Annotated in this window: 20 protein-coding genes and 1 tRNA gene; 13 read left to right on the top strand and 8 right to left on the bottom strand. The window is 58.6% G+C overall.

Going from position 1 to position 17,102, the window contains the following annotated elements:
• Positions 1–2: 2 nt before the first annotated feature.
• Positions 3–893 (top strand): fatty acid desaturase, encoded by an 891-nt coding sequence (locus ABLN87_RS01420; RefSeq protein ID WP_353006758.1) that lies wholly within the window; start codon positions 3–5, stop codon positions 891–893.
• Positions 894–957: 64 nt separating this feature from the next.
• Here the strand turns inward: ABLN87_RS01420 and ABLN87_RS01415 are convergent, their stop codons facing one another.
• The 3 genes from ABLN87_RS01415 to ABLN87_RS01405 form a co-directional block, all read right to left on the bottom strand.
• Positions 958–1,419 (bottom strand): hypothetical protein, encoded by a 462-nt coding sequence (locus ABLN87_RS01415; RefSeq protein ID WP_353006756.1) that lies wholly within the window; start codon positions 1,417–1,419, stop codon positions 958–960.
• Between the two features lie 10 nt (positions 1,420–1,429).
• Positions 1,430–1,720, bottom strand: a complete 291-nt coding sequence (locus ABLN87_RS01410) for a hypothetical protein (protein WP_353006754.1) — start codon at positions 1,718–1,720, stop codon at positions 1,430–1,432.
• A gap of 80 nt (positions 1,721–1,800) precedes the next feature.
• On the bottom strand, positions 1,801–2,874 hold the full coding sequence (locus tag ABLN87_RS01405; RefSeq protein ID WP_417750380.1) for an anhydro-N-acetylmuramic acid kinase: 1,074 nt from the start codon (positions 2,872–2,874) through the stop codon (positions 1,801–1,803).
• Between the two features lie 260 nt (positions 2,875–3,134).
• Here ABLN87_RS01405 and ABLN87_RS01400 point away from each other — a divergent pair, with 260 nt between their 5' ends.
• Together ABLN87_RS01400 and tyrS are read left to right on the top strand one after the other, a co-directional pair.
• Entirely contained in the window at positions 3,135–4,427 is a 1,293-nt protein-coding gene (locus ABLN87_RS01400) for an MFS transporter (RefSeq protein ID WP_353006749.1), read from the top strand.
• 87 nt (positions 4,428–4,514) lie between these two features.
• Positions 4,515–5,759, top strand: a complete 1,245-nt coding sequence (gene tyrS, locus ABLN87_RS01395) for a tyrosine--tRNA ligase (RefSeq protein WP_353006747.1) — start codon at positions 4,515–4,517, stop codon at positions 5,757–5,759.
• 81 nt (positions 5,760–5,840) lie between these two features.
• Here tyrS and ABLN87_RS01390 read toward each other — a convergent pair whose 3' ends face one another.
• Positions 5,841–6,668 carry a hypothetical protein gene (locus ABLN87_RS01390; RefSeq protein ID WP_353006745.1) on the bottom strand — a complete coding sequence of 276 codons (828 nt, stop codon included), beginning with the start codon at positions 6,666–6,668 and terminating at the stop codon, positions 5,841–5,843.
• Between the two features lie 213 nt (positions 6,669–6,881).
• On the opposite strand from ABLN87_RS01390, the gene ABLN87_RS01385 reads away from it, so the two are divergent.
• Positions 6,882–7,637: a 3-hydroxyacyl-CoA dehydrogenase gene (locus ABLN87_RS01385; RefSeq protein ID WP_353006742.1), complete on the top strand. Its 756-nt coding sequence runs from the start codon at positions 6,882–6,884 to the stop codon at positions 7,635–7,637.
• Positions 7,638–7,646: 9 nt separating this feature from the next.
• Complete coding sequence (locus tag ABLN87_RS01380; protein ID WP_353006739.1) at positions 7,647–8,195, top strand: sugar O-acetyltransferase; 549 nt, start codon at positions 7,647–7,649, stop codon at positions 8,193–8,195.
• Here the strand turns inward: ABLN87_RS01380 and ABLN87_RS01375 are convergent.
• From ABLN87_RS01375 to ABLN87_RS01365, 3 genes are all read right to left on the bottom strand, one after another.
• Positions 8,192–10,000, bottom strand: coding sequence for an ABC-F family ATP-binding cassette domain-containing protein (locus tag ABLN87_RS01375; RefSeq protein ID WP_353006736.1), 1,809 nt, complete (start codon positions 9,998–10,000; stop codon positions 8,192–8,194). The genes ABLN87_RS01380 and ABLN87_RS01375 overlap by 4 nt on opposite strands.
• Before the next feature lie 68 nt (positions 10,001–10,068).
• Positions 10,069–10,809 (bottom strand): GNAT family N-acetyltransferase, encoded by a 741-nt coding sequence (locus ABLN87_RS01370; protein ID WP_353006733.1) that lies wholly within the window; start codon positions 10,807–10,809, stop codon positions 10,069–10,071.
• A gap of 100 nt (positions 10,810–10,909) precedes the next feature.
• The gene (locus tag ABLN87_RS01365; RefSeq protein WP_353006730.1) at positions 10,910–11,347 is read right to left on the bottom strand and encodes an outer membrane protein assembly factor BamE; all 438 of its coding nucleotides are present in this window, start codon (positions 11,345–11,347) and stop codon (positions 10,910–10,912) included.
• 125 nt (positions 11,348–11,472) lie between these two features.
• Here ABLN87_RS01365 and ABLN87_RS01360 point away from each other — a divergent pair, with 125 nt between their 5' ends.
• From ABLN87_RS01360 to ABLN87_RS01325, 8 genes are all read left to right on the top strand, one after another.
• Complete coding sequence (locus ABLN87_RS01360; RefSeq protein WP_353006728.1) at positions 11,473–12,009, top strand: YceD family protein; 537 nt, start codon at positions 11,473–11,475, stop codon at positions 12,007–12,009.
• Between the two features lie 206 nt (positions 12,010–12,215).
• The gene (gene rpmF, locus ABLN87_RS01355; RefSeq protein WP_170530503.1) at positions 12,216–12,422 is read left to right on the top strand and encodes a 50S ribosomal protein L32; all 207 of its coding nucleotides are present in this window, start codon (positions 12,216–12,218) and stop codon (positions 12,420–12,422) included.
• 24 nt (positions 12,423–12,446) lie between these two features.
• Positions 12,447–13,535: a phosphate acyltransferase PlsX gene (gene plsX, locus ABLN87_RS01350; RefSeq protein WP_353006727.1), complete on the top strand. Its 1,089-nt coding sequence runs from the start codon at positions 12,447–12,449 to the stop codon at positions 13,533–13,535.
• Between the two features lie 21 nt (positions 13,536–13,556).
• Entirely contained in the window at positions 13,557–14,528 is a 972-nt protein-coding gene (locus ABLN87_RS01345) for a beta-ketoacyl-ACP synthase III (protein WP_353006724.1), read from the top strand.
• A 96-nt stretch (positions 14,529–14,624) separates the two neighbouring features.
• A complete protein-coding gene (ihfA, locus tag ABLN87_RS01340) occupies positions 14,625–14,927 on the top strand; it encodes an integration host factor subunit alpha (RefSeq protein ID WP_008755922.1) in 303 nt (100 codons plus the stop codon).
• 18 nt (positions 14,928–14,945) lie between these two features.
• Positions 14,946–15,530, top strand: coding sequence for a MerR family transcriptional regulator (locus tag ABLN87_RS01335; protein WP_353006722.1), 585 nt, complete (start codon positions 14,946–14,948; stop codon positions 15,528–15,530).
• Positions 15,531–15,590: 60 nt separating this feature from the next.
• Positions 15,591–15,667: transfer RNA gene (locus ABLN87_RS01330), tRNA-Pro, on the top strand.
• Positions 15,668–15,728: 61 nt separating this feature from the next.
• Entirely contained in the window at positions 15,729–16,808 is a 1,080-nt protein-coding gene (locus ABLN87_RS01325) for a 2'-deoxycytidine 5'-triphosphate deaminase (RefSeq protein WP_353006720.1), read from the top strand.
• 3 nt (positions 16,809–16,811) lie between these two features.
• Here ABLN87_RS01325 and ABLN87_RS01320 read toward each other — a convergent pair whose 3' ends face one another.
• Positions 16,812–17,039 carry a hypothetical protein gene (locus tag ABLN87_RS01320; protein WP_170530508.1) on the bottom strand — a complete coding sequence of 76 codons (228 nt, stop codon included), beginning with the start codon at positions 17,037–17,039 and terminating at the stop codon, positions 16,812–16,814.
• Between the last annotated feature and the right edge of the window lie 63 nt (positions 17,040–17,102).

The following is a 17,102-nucleotide window of genomic DNA, read 5'->3' as shown; positions in this document are numbered from 1 at the left end:
TGATGGACCACCGCGCCCTGATCGCAGCCATCCCGGCCCAGACCAAAGAGCAACTGCAACAAAGGACTGACCGCGCCGGGCTGCGCCACCTGACGCTCTATGTCGCTTTGCTGGGGGCAAGCACGGCAGGCATCGCAGTGCAGGTCCCGCTTTGGCCAATGCTGCTGATCCCACAGGGGTTGCTGCTTGTGTTCCTCTTCACGCTCAGCCACGAATGCACCCACAAAACCCCGTTCAAATCCGGCTGGATTAATGAAGCAGCGGGGCATCTGGTCTCGGTGCCGATCATTCTGCCCTTCACATGGTTTCGATACTTCCATCTGGCCCACCATAAATGGACCAACCACCCCGGAAACGACCCGGAACTTGCAGGCAAACCCCGCCCCGAGGATTGGACCAGCCTACTCCTCTATCTCAGCGGCTGGCCCTATTGGCTCGGGATGGTCAAAACACTGCTGCGCAATGCAAGGGGGAGGATCGACGCCCCCTATCTGCCTGCCCGCCAACATGGCGCGATCCGCACCGAAGCCCGCATTCTGCTGGGGCTCTATGCGCTGGCGATATTCAGCCTGTTCTTCACGCCAATTCTGTTCTGGCTCTGGATTTTACCGGTGCTGATCTGCCAGCCTGCGCTGCGCCTCTATCTGCTAGCCGAACACGGCCTCTGCCCGCCCGTGGCCAACATGCTGGAAAACTCGCGCACCACATTCACCAACCGGATGATCCGGTTTCTGGCCTGGAACATGCCCTATCACGCAGAACATCACGCCTTTCCGAATGTGCCCTTCCACCAACTTCCCGCGCTTCACAACTGGACCCAAACCCACCTGAAATCCACATCAAACGGTTACACCGAATTCACCAAGGACTACGCCCGAAGCCTCAATTCCTAGGATCCAGTCTTCATCTGGCCATAAATATCCCGGGGGAGTCGCCCAGCGACGGGGGCAGAGCCCCCTACTCCTTGCTGCGGGACTTTAGCAGCAGGCTGATCAGGGGAACCAGCACCGCAGTGAGTGACCCCAGAGGATTCGCACCAATGCCTTTGACCGCACGCGCAACATCGCGCGCCTCGGTAGCCAGTTCCTCCAGTTCATCTTCAATATCTGCTATCGCCATATCCCGAACTTCTACTGCCGGCGCGACCTCATCTTCGACATTCGATCGCCGCGCAATCAGGACAAGCAATACAGCCAAAGCAAGATTGCCGAACGACAGTACCGCAGCCGCCCCTGCGGGCGACATCACGTCTTTCAAGGCCAGAAACAGAGCAACATCCAATAAAACGAGGGCAGACAAGGCCGATATTCCCGCCAGCACCATCAAAATGGTCTGTTGACGCATAACAGCCAAACGGCGACGCGCGATCAGATGCTCGGTTCGGTAGATCGTCACCAGATTTCTGCTCAATCTGCTCATCGCGTCACTCCTAACCCTGTGCCCGTCCGACCACGTAGCCCAGCGAAAAGGCAATCACGAGCGCAGTGAGCGGATAGTCTTTCTGCAAGCGCCCGAACTCCTCGACCACATCCTCGCCCAGCGATTGCGCCTTGCTCAGATCGATCCCGTGATCGGCCAGCAATCTGCGGATTTCATCCGACGTTTTGACCGGTTCGCTCTGATCTTCGGGTTCTGGGGCTGATCCGGTCTTTGCCTCCAGCTCAGCATTGCGTTTTCGCAGCTTATCAAGTTCGGCTTCAAGCTCGGCTTTTGTGGCCATTCTACCTTACCTTCATTGCATGGGTCCCACCCAACCGTCGCACAATGAGTTGTTTTTTTGAACTGTTTTCCGGTCGCGCCTCAACCAGCGCTTCGGGCCGAGACCGCACTGACAACACCACCGCCCACCAAAGCTGGAACCCCCGTTGTTCCCGGGCATGAGGTCGGCAAACCGCGCGCGACTCGTACCGCAAGAAAGGCGAAGGCCTGCGCCTCTAACATATCGCCATCCAAACCCACCGCTTCTACCGGTTCGACCGGGCAGTCGAGCGCCACCCGCAACATCTCCATCAGTACCGGATTGTGCCGCCCGCCCCCGGTGACCAGCAGCCGTGATGGAGGTTTGGGGCAATGATCCATCCCCTGCACCACCCCGGCGGCGCACATACCTGTCAGGGTTGCTACTGCGTCAGCGTCGCTGAGTTCCTGAACCAGTCCGATCATCTCGGCAAAGTCATTCCGGTCCAGCGATTTCGGCGGCATTTTGCTAAAGAACGGTTCATCCAGAAACAGCTCCAGGGCGCCATTTTCTACAGTCCCCTCCCGCGCCAATGCCCCGTCTCGGTCCATCGGCAGGCCAAGGCGCGCCTGCATCAGATCATCGACAGGCGCATTCGCAGGCCCGGTATCAAAGGCCAGCAATGCGCCCGGCATCTCGGGACCGTCAAAGTTGGGGTCCACATAGGTCAGATTGCCCACGCCGCCGAGGTTGAGGAAACACAGGGGCGCATCCGCGCCGATCCATTTGGCACAGGCAAAGTGATAGAATGGCGCGAGTGGCGCCCCCTCACCCCCCATCGACACGTCGTCACTGCGGAAGTCCCAGACCACTGGAACGCCCAGCGCCTGCGCCAACCCAAGCCCATCGCCCACCTGAAGCGTGCCACGTCCGCGCGGTTCATGCGCTAAGGTCTGGCCGTGGACACCGATCAGATCAATCTCATCGAACTCGGACAGCGCCTCGGCATGGGCCACAGTCACCAGCTCAGCCGCCGCATCAACGTCCGCGCCATGCCACTGGCCCAATGCGGCCCGTAACACCGCGCGCTCTGCCTCGGAATAAGCGCGATAGCCGCTTTCACCGAACCCAAAGATCCTGTGCCCATCCGTTTCGACCACCGCCGTATCCACCCCGTCCAGCGAGGTGCCCGACATCGCACCCAGCGCGCGGATCGGTCCGTTTGTTCTTATGGTTCGGCGCACCTGCTGCTCTCCTGCCCAAGGGTTAGATGCTGCTGCGACACTGCCCGCTTTTCGAATCCCAAGGCAAGGCGAATACCCGTGCGGTTTGTGTTTTTTGCCATGCGCGACCCGGGATCAACACCCAAGATTAATGTGGTGGTTGAGCAATTTTCAGTTTCACGTCAGCATAGTATCTTCGCAATACACCGACTCTTTCGAACGACACGCAGCATATGGCACAGCAACAAGCACCCAAGGACGTCCACACGGTCGAAAGCCGCAATTATCAACTGATCTTCTGGTCCGGGTCTCTGGCCACGATTGGCGGCCAGTTGGTGAACCCGCGCCTTGTTCTGCCCTTTCTATACCTGGCTTTGGGGGCGCCAGCCTTTGTTGCAGGGCTGCTGTTGCCGTTCGTCACAGGCGCACGGTTGATCGCTGAAATCTTTGTTTCGCCGCTGATCAACCGCATCACCCGTGCAAAGGTTGCGGTCTATATCCCAAACCTGCTGACCGGAGCGATCCTGGCCCTCGTCGCCCTGTTTGCGACCAACCTGCCGCAAACGATGGTCATTTTGCTGTTTCTGCTGACGGCGATCATCATGGGCCTGTGTCAAGGCATTACCAGCCTTGGGACGAGCCAGATTTATGGCACCTCGGTCCCCGAGGCGAAACGCAACCGAATGGTCTTTGCCCAGGCGACCATATCGGGTGTGCTTGCAATCATCGTGGTATGGGCGACCAAGGATCTGTTGTCCTCAGACCAGCCGATGCAACGGCATATCGTGGTCATGTGGTGCGGCGTGATTGCCATGTTTGCAGCCGGGATCAGCTTTGCCGGTGTGCAGCTGTTCGAGGATGAAATAAGAAGTCCGCCAAAACCGGCAATAAAGCCAAAGCCGCTGAAAGAACTGGCAACTGGTTTTGAAACCGGAATGGCCATGCCCTGGTATCGCAAATTCCTGATTGCGCGGCTGCTGTTCGTCTCGGTCGAACTGGCCATGCCATTCTACACGATCCACGCCGCAACCTACCATATCGGCACCAAACACTCGCTCAGCTATTTCGTGATCGGAGCCAGCGCCGGTGTGGTCATCGGCTCGCTTCTTTGGGGTTGGCTGAGTGGTCGCGTTTCGGTCAAACATGTGATGTGGCTGGGCTGCCTGACCTCGGCAATCTCGGCTATCGCAGCGCTTGGGTTCACGATGATGGGCTATGCTTCCAATGTCTGGATCTACGCCTTTGTCATTCTGCTTTTATCGCTGGGTGGCAACGGCGTAATCTATGGCCGCTACCTGTATCTGATCGAAATGACCGGCGAGAAAGAGCGCCCCTATCTGGTCGCGTTGGGCGATGTGACGGCGGGCCTGTTCGGGATTGCCTTTGCGGCAGGCCTCGGAGCGGTGGCACACCTGCACGACCCGGTAACGCCTATCATCGCATTGGCCATTTTGAACGTCTGCGCAATGCTCTACGCGTTCAAGCTGCCCCTCACCCCGGCCAAAGGCGAAGCGCCGGTGCACTAGGCCATCATTTCTTGCGAATTGGTGCCTTTCCCTTACCCCATCTGCCGCCTATACAGTGCCCCGCAACATAAACCCAAAGGGCAAACTATGACCTACCACCCCAAATCGGATTTCATCGCCACGATGATCGAGCGCGGCTTTCTGGCTGACTGCACCGATTATCAGGGCCTTGACGACGCGCTGATCTCTGGGGTGCAGACGGCTTACATCGGCTATGACGCCACCGCGCAGTCGCTGCATGTGGGCCACCTGATGAACATCATGGTGCTGCGCTGGTTGCAAAAGACCGGACACAAGCCCATCACTCTGATGGGTGGCGGCACCACCAAGGTGGGCGACCCCTCCTTCCGTTCGGATGAACGTCCCTTGCTTGGCCCTGAGCAGATCGACGCGAATATCGCGGGTATGAAGCAGGTGTTCTCGAAATACCTGTCCTATGACGACAGCGAAACCGGCGCGCTGATGCTGAACAATGCCGAATGGCTCGACAGCCTGAACTACCTCGATTTTCTGCGCGATATCGGGCGGCATTTCTCGGTCAACCGGATGCTGAGCTTTGAATCGGTGAAATCCCGGCTGGACCGGGAGCAATCGCTGTCCTTCCTCGAATTCAACTACATGATCCTGCAGGCCTATGACTTCCTCGAACTGAACCGCAGGTATAGCTGCGTTCTGCAGATGGGCGGCTCGGACCAGTGGGGCAATATCGTCAACGGGATCGACCTGACCCGCCGCGTGCTGGATCATGAGATTTATGGTTTGACCACCCCTCTGCTGACCACCAGCGACGGGCGCAAGATGGGCAAATCGCAGGGCGGTGCCATCTGGCTGAACGGCGATATGCTGTCGGCCTATGAGTTCTGGCAGTTCTGGCGCAACACCACCGACGCCGATGTGGGCCGGTTCCTGAAAATCTTCACCGAGCTGCCTGTGGACGAATGCGACCGGATGGCCGCGCTGCAAGGATCCGAGATCAACGAGGCCAAAATCCGCTTGGCAAATGAGGTCACAACCCTGCTGCACGGATCTGAGGCCGCCGTAACCGCCGAGGCCACCGCGCGCGAAGTGTTCGAAAAAGGCGGCGTTGGTGATGATCTGCCGACCCTGACCCTGTCGGGCGATGATCTGCCGGTTTCGATTGTGCAACTGATCGTCAAATCCGGCCTTGCCAAATCCGGCAAAGAGGCCAAACGCCTGATTTCCGAAAACGGGGCCAAGCTGGACGACGCGCCGTTGACCGATGCCGGTTTGATGATCGATGCGGCTGCCCTGTCCTCACCCATCAAACTCAGCGCAGGCAAGAAACGGCATGCGCTGGTGCAAATGGGATAAACTGACGCCAAAAGGTTCAACAAGACAAACGGCCACCAGATGGTGGCCGTTTTTTCTTGTGCCATTGCGAAGCAAGATGGTTTAACGCTTTCCTTTACCGCCTCCCTTGCCGTCACCGCCTTTTCCGTTTCCGGAACCATTGCCCTGACCGTTGTTGTTGCCGTTGTTGCCAGAACCCGGTCCCGAGCCATTGTTGTTTCCGCCGCCGTTACCGGGATTTCCAGCATTCCCGTTGCCATTGCCGGGACCATCGCCGCCTTTGCCGCCACCCTTACCAGGGCCATCACCACCTTTGCCGGGGCCGTTTCCTCCCCCGTTACCGGGGTTATCACCACCGCCATCACCGGGGCCGCCACCGCCATCGCCAGGACCGTCACCGCCGCCATTGCCGGGATCGCCTCCGCCATCACCAGGACCGTCACCGCCACCGTTGCCGGGATCGCCGCCCCCATCTCCGGGGCCATCTCCACCGCCATTGCCAGGATCGTCTCCGCCGCCATTACCCGGCCCTTGGCCTCCGCCACCGGAATCACCACCATCACCGTTTTCACCCGCACCCGGTGCGCCTTGTGATGGGCCATCCGAGCTGCGGTCTTCTCCGCGATTGCTGTTCGGGTCGGAAATCGACGCCGTTGGCAAATCCGTCAACAAGGCAGCAAGACCCGGGCACATGGCGCCGGTATTCTGCAAGGTCGTCTCAAAATCTGCGCGCCTTTGCAGTTGCTTCAGAAAACTCGGCGTGACCTGCGAACAGGCGCAGAGTGTGGCGTAATCTCCGTTATTCGCCGCCGTGCGAGCGGTTTTCCAGTTACAGACTTCTGTTGCGGCAGCCGCGCTGCCTGCCATCAGAATTCCAACAAATGGCGCAATTGCAAATGCGCCCAGTTTACCTTTGGTACTCGTTAACATTTTCAGATCCTCCTGACCTAGAAACACCCGAACATGTCAGGTTATTCGATCAGCAGATGGTGGTGGTCCGTAAAAACTGGATGAGCGCAAGCTGAAGATTTCTTAACCTAGGGTTACCTGACACCATAGTTCAGAGAGGCAGAGTCAATTGTCTGGACAGATCCCGCCTCACCCCGTTATTGAACAATTGTTCAGAAAAATTGGAGGGCCGCCATGAACCTGTCAAACACCGCTGCCATCGTCACCGGGGGCGCCTCGGGGCTGGGAGAAGCAACCGCCCGCCATTTTGCGGATCAAGGCGCACAGGTCACTATTCTGGACCGTGATCAGGATCGCGGCGTACAGGTCGCCCGTGAGATCGGGGGGCATTTTGCACAGACCGATGTGACCGAGGAAAGCTCGGTCTCGGCGGCCATCGCCACGGCAATGGAGAAAATGGGTCGGATAAATGCGGCGGTGAATTGCGCAGGCATCGCCTATGGCATCAAAACTGTGGGCCGGGACGGTCCGCACCCGCTGGACGCGTTCCAGCGTACCATCGACATCAATCTGGTCGGCACCTTCAACGTCTCGCGCCTTGCCGCTGCCGAGATGGCCAAAAATGAGCCAGAACCGGATGGCGCACGCGGCGTGATCATCAACACAGCGTCGATTGCGGCCTTTGACGGGCAGAAAGGCCAAGCGGCCTATGCCGCGTCCAAGGGCGGCGTGGTCGGGATGACCCTGCCGATGGCGCGCGATCTTGCCTCATCCGGTATCCGGGTTATGGCAATCGCGCCGGGTATTTTCATGACGCCGATGCTGGCAGGCCTACCCGAAGAGGTGCAGCAGCAACTGGCCGCTGACGTGCCCAACCCAGCCCGTCTGGGCGATCCAAAGGAATACGCCCGACTGGCCGGTTTCATCGTCGAGATGGGGTATCTAAACGGAGAGGTCATTCGCATCGACGGAGCGCTGCGGATGCGGTAAATCTGCCCCATGACTGAACGCGAAAGAATGCAGGCTGGTGCGTGGTATTGCTGCCTCGATCCCGAACTCGAATCCCTGCGCGCCGCGGCACGGCGCGCGGTTCACGCACATAACTCGTGCGATCCTGATACGCGCGGCAACATGGACCCAGCGCTGCATGCACTGCTGGGTGATCCGGGCAAAGATTGCTATGTCGAGGCACCATTTCACTGCGCCTATGGCCTCAATATTCACTTGGGCAAACGGGTCTATTTCAATGCAGGCTGCGTGGTTCTGGATACGGCACGGGTGCAGATCGGCGATGACACGATGTTTGGGCCTCAGGCACAAATCTATTGCGCGCAACACGCCAAAGACCCGGCAGAGCGCGCCCGCGGGCTGGAAATCGCACTGCCAGTGACAATCGGTAACAACGTCTGGGTTGGCGGTAGCGCCCTTATCCTGCCCGGCGTGACAATCGGCGATAATGCCATCGTCGGTGCGGGTGCTGTGGTCACAAAGGATGTGGCCGCCGGTGAAACCGTTGTTGGCAACCCTGCCCGGCCAATGAACGCTTAAGCGCCCTCGGCCTTTTCTTCCAGCGTCAGCCACTCTTCTTCAGCCGAGACCAGCTTTTCCTGCCGTTCCACCAAGGCGTCAGTTGCTTTCTGGAACTTGACCGGCTCGCGGGTGAACAACTCGGGGTCGGACATCAATTCTTCCAGCTTCGCGATCTCGGCCTCCAACCGTGCAATCTCGGCTGGCAGTTTCTCAAGCCGATGTTTTTCTGAGAATGACAGACCTGTTTTCGGCTTTACCTCTTGCTTTACCTTTGGCTTTGAAGCTTTTGCTTTTTCGTCCTTTTTCTCATACACGTCGCCACGCTGAGCAATGTAGTCTGACCATCCCCCGGCATAAACCGTGGCCCGCCCGGTGCCTTCCATGGCAATGGTCGTCGTGGCAACGCGATCCAGAAAATCCCGGTCGTGGCTGACCAGCAGAACTGTGCCGTCATACTCGTCCAACAGCTCCTGCAACAAATCCAGTGTTTCCACGTCCAGATCGTTGGTTGGTTCGTCCAACACCAAAAGGTTCGAGGATTTGGCCATTAGTTTGGCCAGCAGCAACCGCGCTTTTTCGCCCCCGGACAGAGATTTAACGGCGGCGCGGGCCTGTTGTTCGTCGAACAGGAATTCCTTGAGATAGCCCACCACATGTTTGGGCTGCCCGCCCACCATCACCTGATCGGCCTTGCCAGAGACCCGCATTTCGGGGTCACCGGTTAGACTGTCCCACAGGGTCATCTCTGGGTCCAATTGCGCGCGGGTCTGGTCGAATACGGCTAACTCAAGGTTGGTGCCCAAAGCGACACTGCCTTCATCCGGTGATTCCTGCCCCAACAGCATTTTCAGCAGGGTGGTCTTGCCCACACCGTTGGGGCCCACAAAGGCCACACGGTCGCCGCGCTGCACCAGCAGATCAAAATTCCGCACGATCTGCTGGGTGCCAAAGGATTTGACCAACCCCTTGGCCTCAATCACCTTTCGGCCGGATTTCGGTCCGGCCTCCAGCGTCATCGCGGCAGAGCCCTGGCGTTTGATCTGCGCTGCCTTTTCGGCCCGCAAGGCCTGCAATGCCCGAACCCGGCCCTGATTGCGTTTACGCCGGGCGCTGATGCCTTCCACGGCCCATTTGGCCTCGGACTTGATCAAACGGTTCAGCTTGTGCCGCTGCTGATCTTCTTCTTCCCAGATCTTGTCGCGCCAGGCTTCAAACGCCTCGAACCCCTGTTCCTGCCGCCGGACGGCACCGCGATCAATCCACAACGTCGCCCGGGTCAACGCGCGTAGAAACGCACGGTCATGCGAGATCAGCACAAAAGCTGCACGAGTTGACCCCAATTCGCGTTCCAACCAGCCAATCGCCTCGATATCCAGATGGTTGGTTGGCTCGTCCAACAGCATCAAATCCGGAGCTTCGGCCATCAGCTTGGCCAAAGCTGCCCGCCGACGTTCCCCGCCCGAGGCGGTTTCGACCGCACGTTCGGGATCAAATTTCAGCCCCTCGCCCGCGCGTTCCACCTTGTACAGCTCGCCGGGCTCCAACCCGCTGCAGGCATAATCGCCCAGCGTGGCAAACCCCTCCATTCCGGGGTCTTGTTCCATATACCCAACGGATTTGCCGGGGGGCACGATGATATCGCCCTGATCGGCCTCAACCAAACTAGCCATCACTTTCATGAGTGTAGACTTGCCCGAACCGTTCCGCCCCACAAGCGCCACGCGGTCGCCGGGCTGAACCACCAGATCAAGCTCGGAAAATACCGGATCGCCCCCGAAGGTCAGGGAAATGTCGGACATCTGCAACAAAGGAATTCTCGCCATGCCCGCCAGCTAAACCGGCAGGCACAAGGCGTCAACGCCCCGGCTCCACCTTTTCGGAAATACGCGACTTACCCGGCCACCGCCCGCAGCAGACGTTTCCGCGCTGGAGGAATCGACCCAATCTCCAGCCCGGTGAACACATGCAACGTGTTCATATGTCGGTCGACCACAGCATGGTCACTGACCCAGCCGCCCATCATCAGGTAAGTGCGCAACAAGGGCGGCATCCTCAGCATCGCCTTTTTCGCATCCGGTCTTCGCCGCAACCGGGCAGCAAAGCGGAAGACATCCGGCGCCTTGACCCGTGGCAACCACCGTTTTGGGGCCAGATGGCGATGCTTCAGCATCGCAAACGCATCGAGATAATGCGCGGTCTCGGTTCCAGCGAATGAGGAACAGCCAAACAACATTTCGATCCGGTTCTGGTCAACAAAGGCGGTCATGGCACCCCACGCGACGCGCAGTATATCCGGATCAGTCCAGTCCGGATGGATACAGAATCGCCCCATCTCGACCATGCGGCCATCGAAATCTTCGAGACTGGAGAGATCATAGTACTGGGCAGAATAGCTGCGCCCGATATCCGCACCATTTGCCATGGTCAGCATCCGAAAACAGCAAACCAACTGCCCATCGGCCCGCAAATCCTCGACCAGAACATGGGCGCAGCCGGCATCAAACGCGTCCGTATCGATCTGATCCGTTCCAAAGGCCAGGGTTCTCAGGCGCTGCGCTGCCTCCAGATCATCGGCACTTTGCGCCAGTCGCGCCTGATAGCGTCCCTTGCTTAACAAGACGGCCTTGGTCATGGTCGCTTCCTCCGCGCTTGCGGACCGGATTTCTGAGTTACGCTCCCGTTACCACAGAAGATGTGACCGCCATGTGAAGCAAACAAGACGGTCAGCTATGTTATTCGGACGCGCCCGGAATGTTCGCCGGGTTGAAGTTGCCGATATTGCCCAGCAGCTGACGCAGGAAACCTGTGTCGCCGACGCTGGATTCGGTCACACGGCGTTCCAGCGGGATCACAAGCCCGTCTTCAAGCCCGAATCTTTCGATATTCCGGACCACCCCGCGCTGATCAAAGCTGATCGCAACCAGCTCTCGCGAAACGACCTCGGGCCGTTTGGGGCCGTAATGGCGCACGCGTGAGCGCACATAATAAAAGCCAGAATCATTCACAACACCGGAAATGCCAGGTGCGCCGATGGCCTCGGTTACGCTATCGCGCGTGTCGGTGCCGACCTTGATCTCGGCCAGTTCATCCGCAGGCGGCACATAACCGTGATTCCTGAAAATCGGCGTACAGGCGGTAATCGCAGTAAGGCAAGCAAGGAACGCAACCATTCGCATCGCCGATTTCGACCTGATTCCAACCATCAACTTGTTCACCCTCTTGCCTTGGCCTCTTGCGGCTTCTATCCGATTACAGAAACCGCAGCCACGGTTCAACACATAGAAAGGCTCAGGACATGGGGAACTTTACATCCCTGCGGGTGGCCGACCTGCCACAAAACACCCCAACCTCGTTTGAGCTGCGCCCGGAAAAGGACGCGCTTGAGGCAATCAAACAGGATTTGGGCCTGCTTGGGTTGCGCAAACTTAGCTTTGTTGGGCAAGTGCGCGCCGATGGTAGGCGCGACTGGGTCCTGACCGGCACATTGGGTGCAACGGTGATCCAGCGCTGTGTCGTGACGCTGGAACCGGTGACAACCCGGATCGATATGCCTGTTTCACGCCTGTATGTGGCCGATTGGTCCGATCCGGACGAACCGGAATACGAAATCCCGGAAGGCGACGAGACTGAGCCGCTTGGGGCCGAGATCGACCCCGAGATCGTGATGATCGAAGCGCTGTCGCTGGCCCTGCCTCAATATCCCCGCAAGGACGGGGCCGAGCTGGGTCAGGCTGACTATACAGAACCCGGCAAACAGGCGATGACAGATGAAGATGCCAAACCCTTTGCTGGGTTGGCCGAACTGCGGGATGCGCTGAAAAAAGACGAGTGACAGAGCCTTGATTTCCTGTCATAGCAGGCGGTCAGAAAAATCGCTTGATCATGACGAGAATCGCAGTATTTTCGCGCGCTCATCGGATTTTAGGTTGGACAACGTGGGGCATGTACCCTAAACGCGCGTCAAACCACGATAAAATGAAATACGAAACCCGGTCGGCAGCGAATCTGCTGGCCCACAGTCAGACAAAGGTTGAGACCATGGCCGTCCAACAGAACAAAGTTTCCAAGTCGCGTCGCAACAACCGCCGCGCACACGACGCTCTGGTTGCTGCAAACCCGAACGAATGCCCGAACTGTGGCGAACTGCGTCGCCCTCACCACGTCTGTGGCGCATGTGGCCATTATGATGACCGTGAGGTGATCGCACAGGCCGACGAAATCGACCTGGACGACGAAGCAGCCTAAGCCTGATTGAACGCTGGCCCAGGAATGACTGAACAGCCCACGCACGCCGAACGGATCACCATCTCGGTTGACGCTATGGGTGGGGACGCAGGTCCCGCAGTTGTTGTTGCAGGCCTTGCGCGATCAGCGAAGAAGAACCCCAATATCGGGTTTCTGCTGCATGGTCCCGAAGACACGCTACGCAAGCTCGTAGCGAAACGGCGCGTCCTGGATGGGCGCGTCGATTTTCGTGATTGCACCGACGTGGTCACGATGGAAGATAAGCCCAGCCAGGTTGTTCGCAACGGCAAGCAGACGTCGATGTGGTCGACACTGGAAGCCGTGCGCCAGGGTGAAGCACACGGGGCGGTTTCGTGCGGCAACACCGGTGCCCTGATGGCGCTGTCGATGATGCGCCTGCGCAAATTGCCGGGGGTCAACCGTCCGGCGATTGCGATCCTTTGGCCTTCGCGCAATCCCCAGGGCTTCAACGTGATGCTGGATGTGGGCGCCGATGTCCGGGCCGATGCCAAGGACCTGCTGCAATATGCGCTGATGGGGGCCTCTTACGCCCGCAACGGTATGGCGCTGAATCGCCCCCGGATCGGCCTGCTGAACGTCGGCACCGAGGAACACAAAGGCCGGGCCGAGTTGAAAGAGGCGCATGCCTTGATCGCCGACTTTGCCGATCCCGCAAACTTCGATTTTGTGGGCTTTGTCGAAGGCAGCGATATTCCCGGTGATAAGGCAGATGTGATCATAACAGACGGGTTCACTGGCAACGTCGCCATCAAGACAGGTGAAGGCACCGCCAGCCTGATCGGCGATCTGCTGCGGCAGGCGTTCAAGTATACGCCTCTTTCACGTCTTGCATCGGTTTTGGCAATTACTTCGTTGCGGCGTCTGAAGAAACGCATCGATCCTCGACAAGTTAACGGCGGGGTATTCCTTGGCCTGAACGGCACAGTCGTGAAATCGCATGGCGGTGCGGACGCAACCGGTGTTTCGGCGGCCGTCAAGCTGGCCTTTACACTGGCCGAGTCCGGATTTGCCGAAAAATTGGCCGCACGGGTTGCATCAACAGCCCAGCTTGCACAAGATGCCGCGCATGCCGCGCCGCAGGCGGAAGAATAACAAAGAAGGCAGTACCCAAGAATGGCAGGCCGTTCAGTCGTTGTAGGTGTGGGGCACTATTTGCCCGAACGTATCGTCCCGAATTCCGAGTTCGAACGAACTCTGGATACGTCGGACGAATGGATCCGAACGCGCTCCGGTATCGAACGCCGCCACTTTGCAGCCGAAGGGGAAACAACCTCGGATATGGCCACCAAAGCCGCCGAGGCCGCCTTGGCCGATGCGGGGCTATCCGTAGATGATATCGATGCCATCGTGCTTGCAACCTCAACCGCGGATCTGACCTTCCCTTCCGCTGCGACGATGGTGCAGTCTCGCTTGGGCATGACGAGAGGGTTTGCCTTTGACGTACAGGCGGTCTGTGCGGGGTTCGTCTATGCGATGACCAATGCCAATGCGCTGATCCTGTCTGATCAGGCCAAACGCGTTCTAGTGATCGGGGCCGAGACATTCTCTCGAATCATGGACTGGTCGGATCGGTCGACCTGTGTGCTGTTCGGAGACGGCGCAGGTGCCTTGATCCTGGAACGGCAGGACGGCAATGGCACCTCCGACGATCGCGGGATTCTGGCCACCGATCTGAACTCGGATGGGCGCTACAAGGATCTGCTCTATGTCGATGGCGGGGTGTCGACCCAGACCACCGGCTATCTGCGAATGAAGGGCAACCAATTGTTCCGACAAGCGGTTGAGCGTTTGACCTCAACCGCCGAAACCTGTTTGGAAAAAGTTGGGCTGAAGCATGAGGATGTAGACTGGATCGTACCGCATCAGGCCAATATCCGCATCATTCAGGGCACCGCCAAGAAACTGGGTGTGCCTATGGATCACGTTGTTGTCACCCTACAAGATCACGGCAACACTTCGGCGGCCTCGATTCCCTTGGCCATGTCCGTGGCCAAGCAGCGCGGGCAGTTCAAACCGGGCGATTTGCTGGTGACCGAGGCGATCGGTGGCGGTTTGGCCTGGGGATCAGTCCTTTTGCGCTGGTAACAAGCGCATTCCAGCTTACACAGCCGCGCGCAATTCATTGATATTGACAGTGAATTTGCCCTGACCCTATGGTTTGGTAGCAACAGGGGAAAAAACATGGGCGACAAAACACTGACCCGAATGGATCTGAGCGAGGCCGTCTTTCGCGAGGTTGGCCTGTCACGCAATGAAAGCGCGCAGCTGGTCGAAAGCGTTCTGAACCACATGTCCGATGCGCTTGTGCGTGGCGAACAGGTCAAGATTTCGTCTTTTGGTACCTTCAGCGTTCGGGACAAAACCGCCCGTATCGGTCGCAACCCCAAAACCGGCGAAGAGGTTCCTATTCAACCCCGCCGCGTTCTGACCTTCCGCCCGTCGCATCTGATGAAAGATCGCGTCGCCGCCGGGAATCGCAAGTAACGCCGGAGCTCTGCGGACATGAGCAAATCCCCCGACGCATTTCGCACGATCTCTGAAGTTGCGGATTGGCTCGGTGTACAGGCCCATGTTCTGCGATTCTGGGAAAGCCGGTTTACCCAAGTCAAACCCGTCAAACGCGCTGGAGGGCGGCGATATTATCGCCCGAACGATATGCTGCTGCTGGGCGGCATCAAAAAGCTGCTGCATGAAGATGGTGTGACGATCAAAGGCGTTCAGCGGATTTTGCGCGAACGCGGCGTTGCCCATGTCATTGGGCTGTCCCATGGGTTGGATGACACACCCGTGGCAGCGCCCCAAGCTGGTGAAGACACCGTTGTCCCCTTCTCGCCTGCGCCTGCATCGGAACAGATCGACATGAACCTCGACGCACCTGTCGCGGCTCAAGCAGACGCAGAAACAGAGCCAGTGGCTGATCCGGCGCCGCAAGAGCCCGTGCTTGACACGGCACCTCTGACAGGTGGCCTGACGTCATTGGTCTGGAATCGTACCGAGTTCGACGCCGATCTTCTGAACAAAATCGAACCCATTGCACGGGACCTGCGCAACTGGCTGGACCGGGTCGAAGCCAAGACGGCGGGATAGGAAAAAGGCATTGTTTTCCTCTTGCCCCTGCCGGGAATTTCTTTATGAACACTCCAACGTCGGGCTATGGCGCAGCCTGGTAGCGCGTCCGTCTGGGGGACGGAAGGTCGCAGGTTCGAGTCCTGCTAGCCCGACCATATCACACCGACGTTTGTGGCACATTGGCCAGATCCCGCTCTGGCATCAGGGGGGATCGGAATGACAGGTGTATGCCCAAACCAGCAGATCGAAGCGATGATCGCGCGCGGTGAGATCACCGCCACACCCGATGTCATCCCTGCTCAGGTGCAGCCAGCCAGCCTTGATCTACGTTTGGGAACAGTGGCTTACCGGGTTCGCGCATCCTTTTTGGCCGGTGAAACCCGATCCGTCGCTGACCGTCTGACCGAGTTCGAGATGCACCGGATCGATATCACCGATGGGGCCGTTCTGGAAAAAGGCTGTGTCTATCTCGTGCCGCTGATGGAAGCACTGGACTTGCCCGGCCATACCAGCGCCGTGGCCAATGCCAAAAGCTCGACCGGGCGGCTGGACCTGCTAACCCGCACCATCACCGATGGCGGGACCGAGTTTGACCGTATTCCGGCAGGTTATACCGGGCCACTTTATGCCGAGATTTGCCCCCGCTCCTTCTCGGTTCTGGTCCGTCCAGGCATGCGTCTGAACCAGATCCGGTTTCGTCAGGGTCAGGCGGTTCTAACCGACGCCGAACTGAACGATCTGCATGCAGACTCGCCACTGGTCGATGGCCCTGCTGTCATCCAAGATGGGCTGGGTTTTTCGGTCGATCTGCAACTGCCGGATACTGATCTGGTCGGCTATCGTGCCAAGCCGCATACGGGCGTTATCGATCTGGACCGGATCGGCGAATACGACCCGCAGGAATACTGGGAAGAGGTGCGCACAAAGGATGGGCGCATCATTCTGGATCCCGGTGCCTTTTACATCCTTGTCAGCCGCGAAGCGGTGCATATCCCACCAATGTACGCCGCCGAGATGGCCCCTTATCTGGCCATGGTCGGAGAGTTCCGTGTGCACTATGCAGGCTTCTTCGATCCCGGTTTCGGCCATGCCGAGGCTGGCGGTGCCGGATCACGCGGTGTGCTTGAGGTTCGCTGCCACGAGGCACCTTTCGTGCTGGAACACGGGCAGGTCGTCGGGCGATTGGTCTATGAGAAAATGGCCGAGATGCCCACGCAGCTATACGGCGCTGGCATCGCGTCGAACTATCAGGGACAAGGCCTGAAACTGTCCAAGCATTTCAAGGCTGTAGATTAAGCTTCAGAACTTCATGAACCGGCGCATCTGGCGTGTTACCCGATGCGCTTGTCTTAGGTTTTGCCCGTGACGCGGCGCGCTGGTTTTCTTCTGCGTACCCGCGTCCGAGGGTGCCTGATCCGGATTCCCACCCCGACGGCTGGCCATATCAATGCCCTTGTCGATCCCCTTGTTCACTAGGCGGCGCATGACCTGTCGCACGATCATGTCGATGATCCGATTGGCATTCATTGCTCAACTCCGTTTCCTATGCCTCAAGATAGCGTTCATCTGCGGCAACAAAAGGGCCAGCTG

The organism is Ruegeria sp. SCP10 (assembly GCF_040329495.1).
Lineage (GTDB): Bacteria > Pseudomonadota > Alphaproteobacteria > Rhodobacterales > Rhodobacteraceae > Ruegeria.
Note: the sequence above shows the minus strand (reverse complement) of the source record. Positions and strands in the feature narration are given on the sequence as shown.

Coding starts and splice junctions, on each gene's coding strand:
- ABLN87_RS01375 (WP_353006736.1), bottom strand. CDS start 10,000: ATGGCGAGAATTCCTTTGTTGCAGATGTCCGACATTTCCCTGACCTTC.
- ABLN87_RS01320 (WP_170530508.1), bottom strand. CDS start 17,039: ATGAATGCCAATCGGATCATCGACATGATCGTGCGACAGGTCATGCGC.
- ABLN87_RS01420 (WP_353006758.1), top strand. CDS start 3: ATGGACCACCGCGCCCTGATCGCAGCCATCCCGGCCCAGACCAAAGAG.
- rpmF (WP_170530503.1), top strand. CDS start 12,216: ATGGCCGTCCAACAGAACAAAGTTTCCAAGTCGCGTCGCAACAACCGC.
- ABLN87_RS01325 (WP_353006720.1), top strand. CDS start 15,729: ATGACAGGTGTATGCCCAAACCAGCAGATCGAAGCGATGATCGCGCGC.
- ABLN87_RS01380 (WP_353006739.1), top strand. CDS start 7,647: ATGACTGAACGCGAAAGAATGCAGGCTGGTGCGTGGTATTGCTGCCTC.
- ABLN87_RS01415 (WP_353006756.1), bottom strand. CDS start 1,419: ATGAGCAGATTGAGCAGAAATCTGGTGACGATCTACCGAACCGAGCAT.
- ABLN87_RS01345 (WP_353006724.1), top strand. CDS start 13,557: ATGGCAGGCCGTTCAGTCGTTGTAGGTGTGGGGCACTATTTGCCCGAA.
- plsX (WP_353006727.1), top strand. CDS start 12,447: ATGACTGAACAGCCCACGCACGCCGAACGGATCACCATCTCGGTTGAC.
- ABLN87_RS01385 (WP_353006742.1), top strand. CDS start 6,882: ATGAACCTGTCAAACACCGCTGCCATCGTCACCGGGGGCGCCTCGGGG.
- ABLN87_RS01390 (WP_353006745.1), bottom strand. CDS start 6,668: ATGTTAACGAGTACCAAAGGTAAACTGGGCGCATTTGCAATTGCGCCA.
- ABLN87_RS01360 (WP_353006728.1), top strand. CDS start 11,473: ATGGGGAACTTTACATCCCTGCGGGTGGCCGACCTGCCACAAAACACC.
- ABLN87_RS01410 (WP_353006754.1), bottom strand. CDS start 1,720: ATGGCCACAAAAGCCGAGCTTGAAGCCGAACTTGATAAGCTGCGAAAA.
- ABLN87_RS01335 (WP_353006722.1), top strand. CDS start 14,946: ATGAGCAAATCCCCCGACGCATTTCGCACGATCTCTGAAGTTGCGGAT.
- ABLN87_RS01370 (WP_353006733.1), bottom strand. CDS start 10,809: ATGACCAAGGCCGTCTTGTTAAGCAAGGGACGCTATCAGGCGCGACTG.
- ABLN87_RS01365 (WP_353006730.1), bottom strand. CDS start 11,347: ATGGTTGCGTTCCTTGCTTGCCTTACTGCGATTACCGCCTGTACGCCG.
- ihfA (WP_008755922.1), top strand. CDS start 14,625: ATGGGCGACAAAACACTGACCCGAATGGATCTGAGCGAGGCCGTCTTT.
- ABLN87_RS01405 (WP_417750380.1), bottom strand. CDS start 2,874: ATGTCGGGCACCTCGCTGGACGGGGTGGATACGGCGGTGGTCGAAACG.
- tyrS (WP_353006747.1), top strand. CDS start 4,515: ATGACCTACCACCCCAAATCGGATTTCATCGCCACGATGATCGAGCGC.
- ABLN87_RS01400 (WP_353006749.1), top strand. CDS start 3,135: ATGGCACAGCAACAAGCACCCAAGGACGTCCACACGGTCGAAAGCCGC.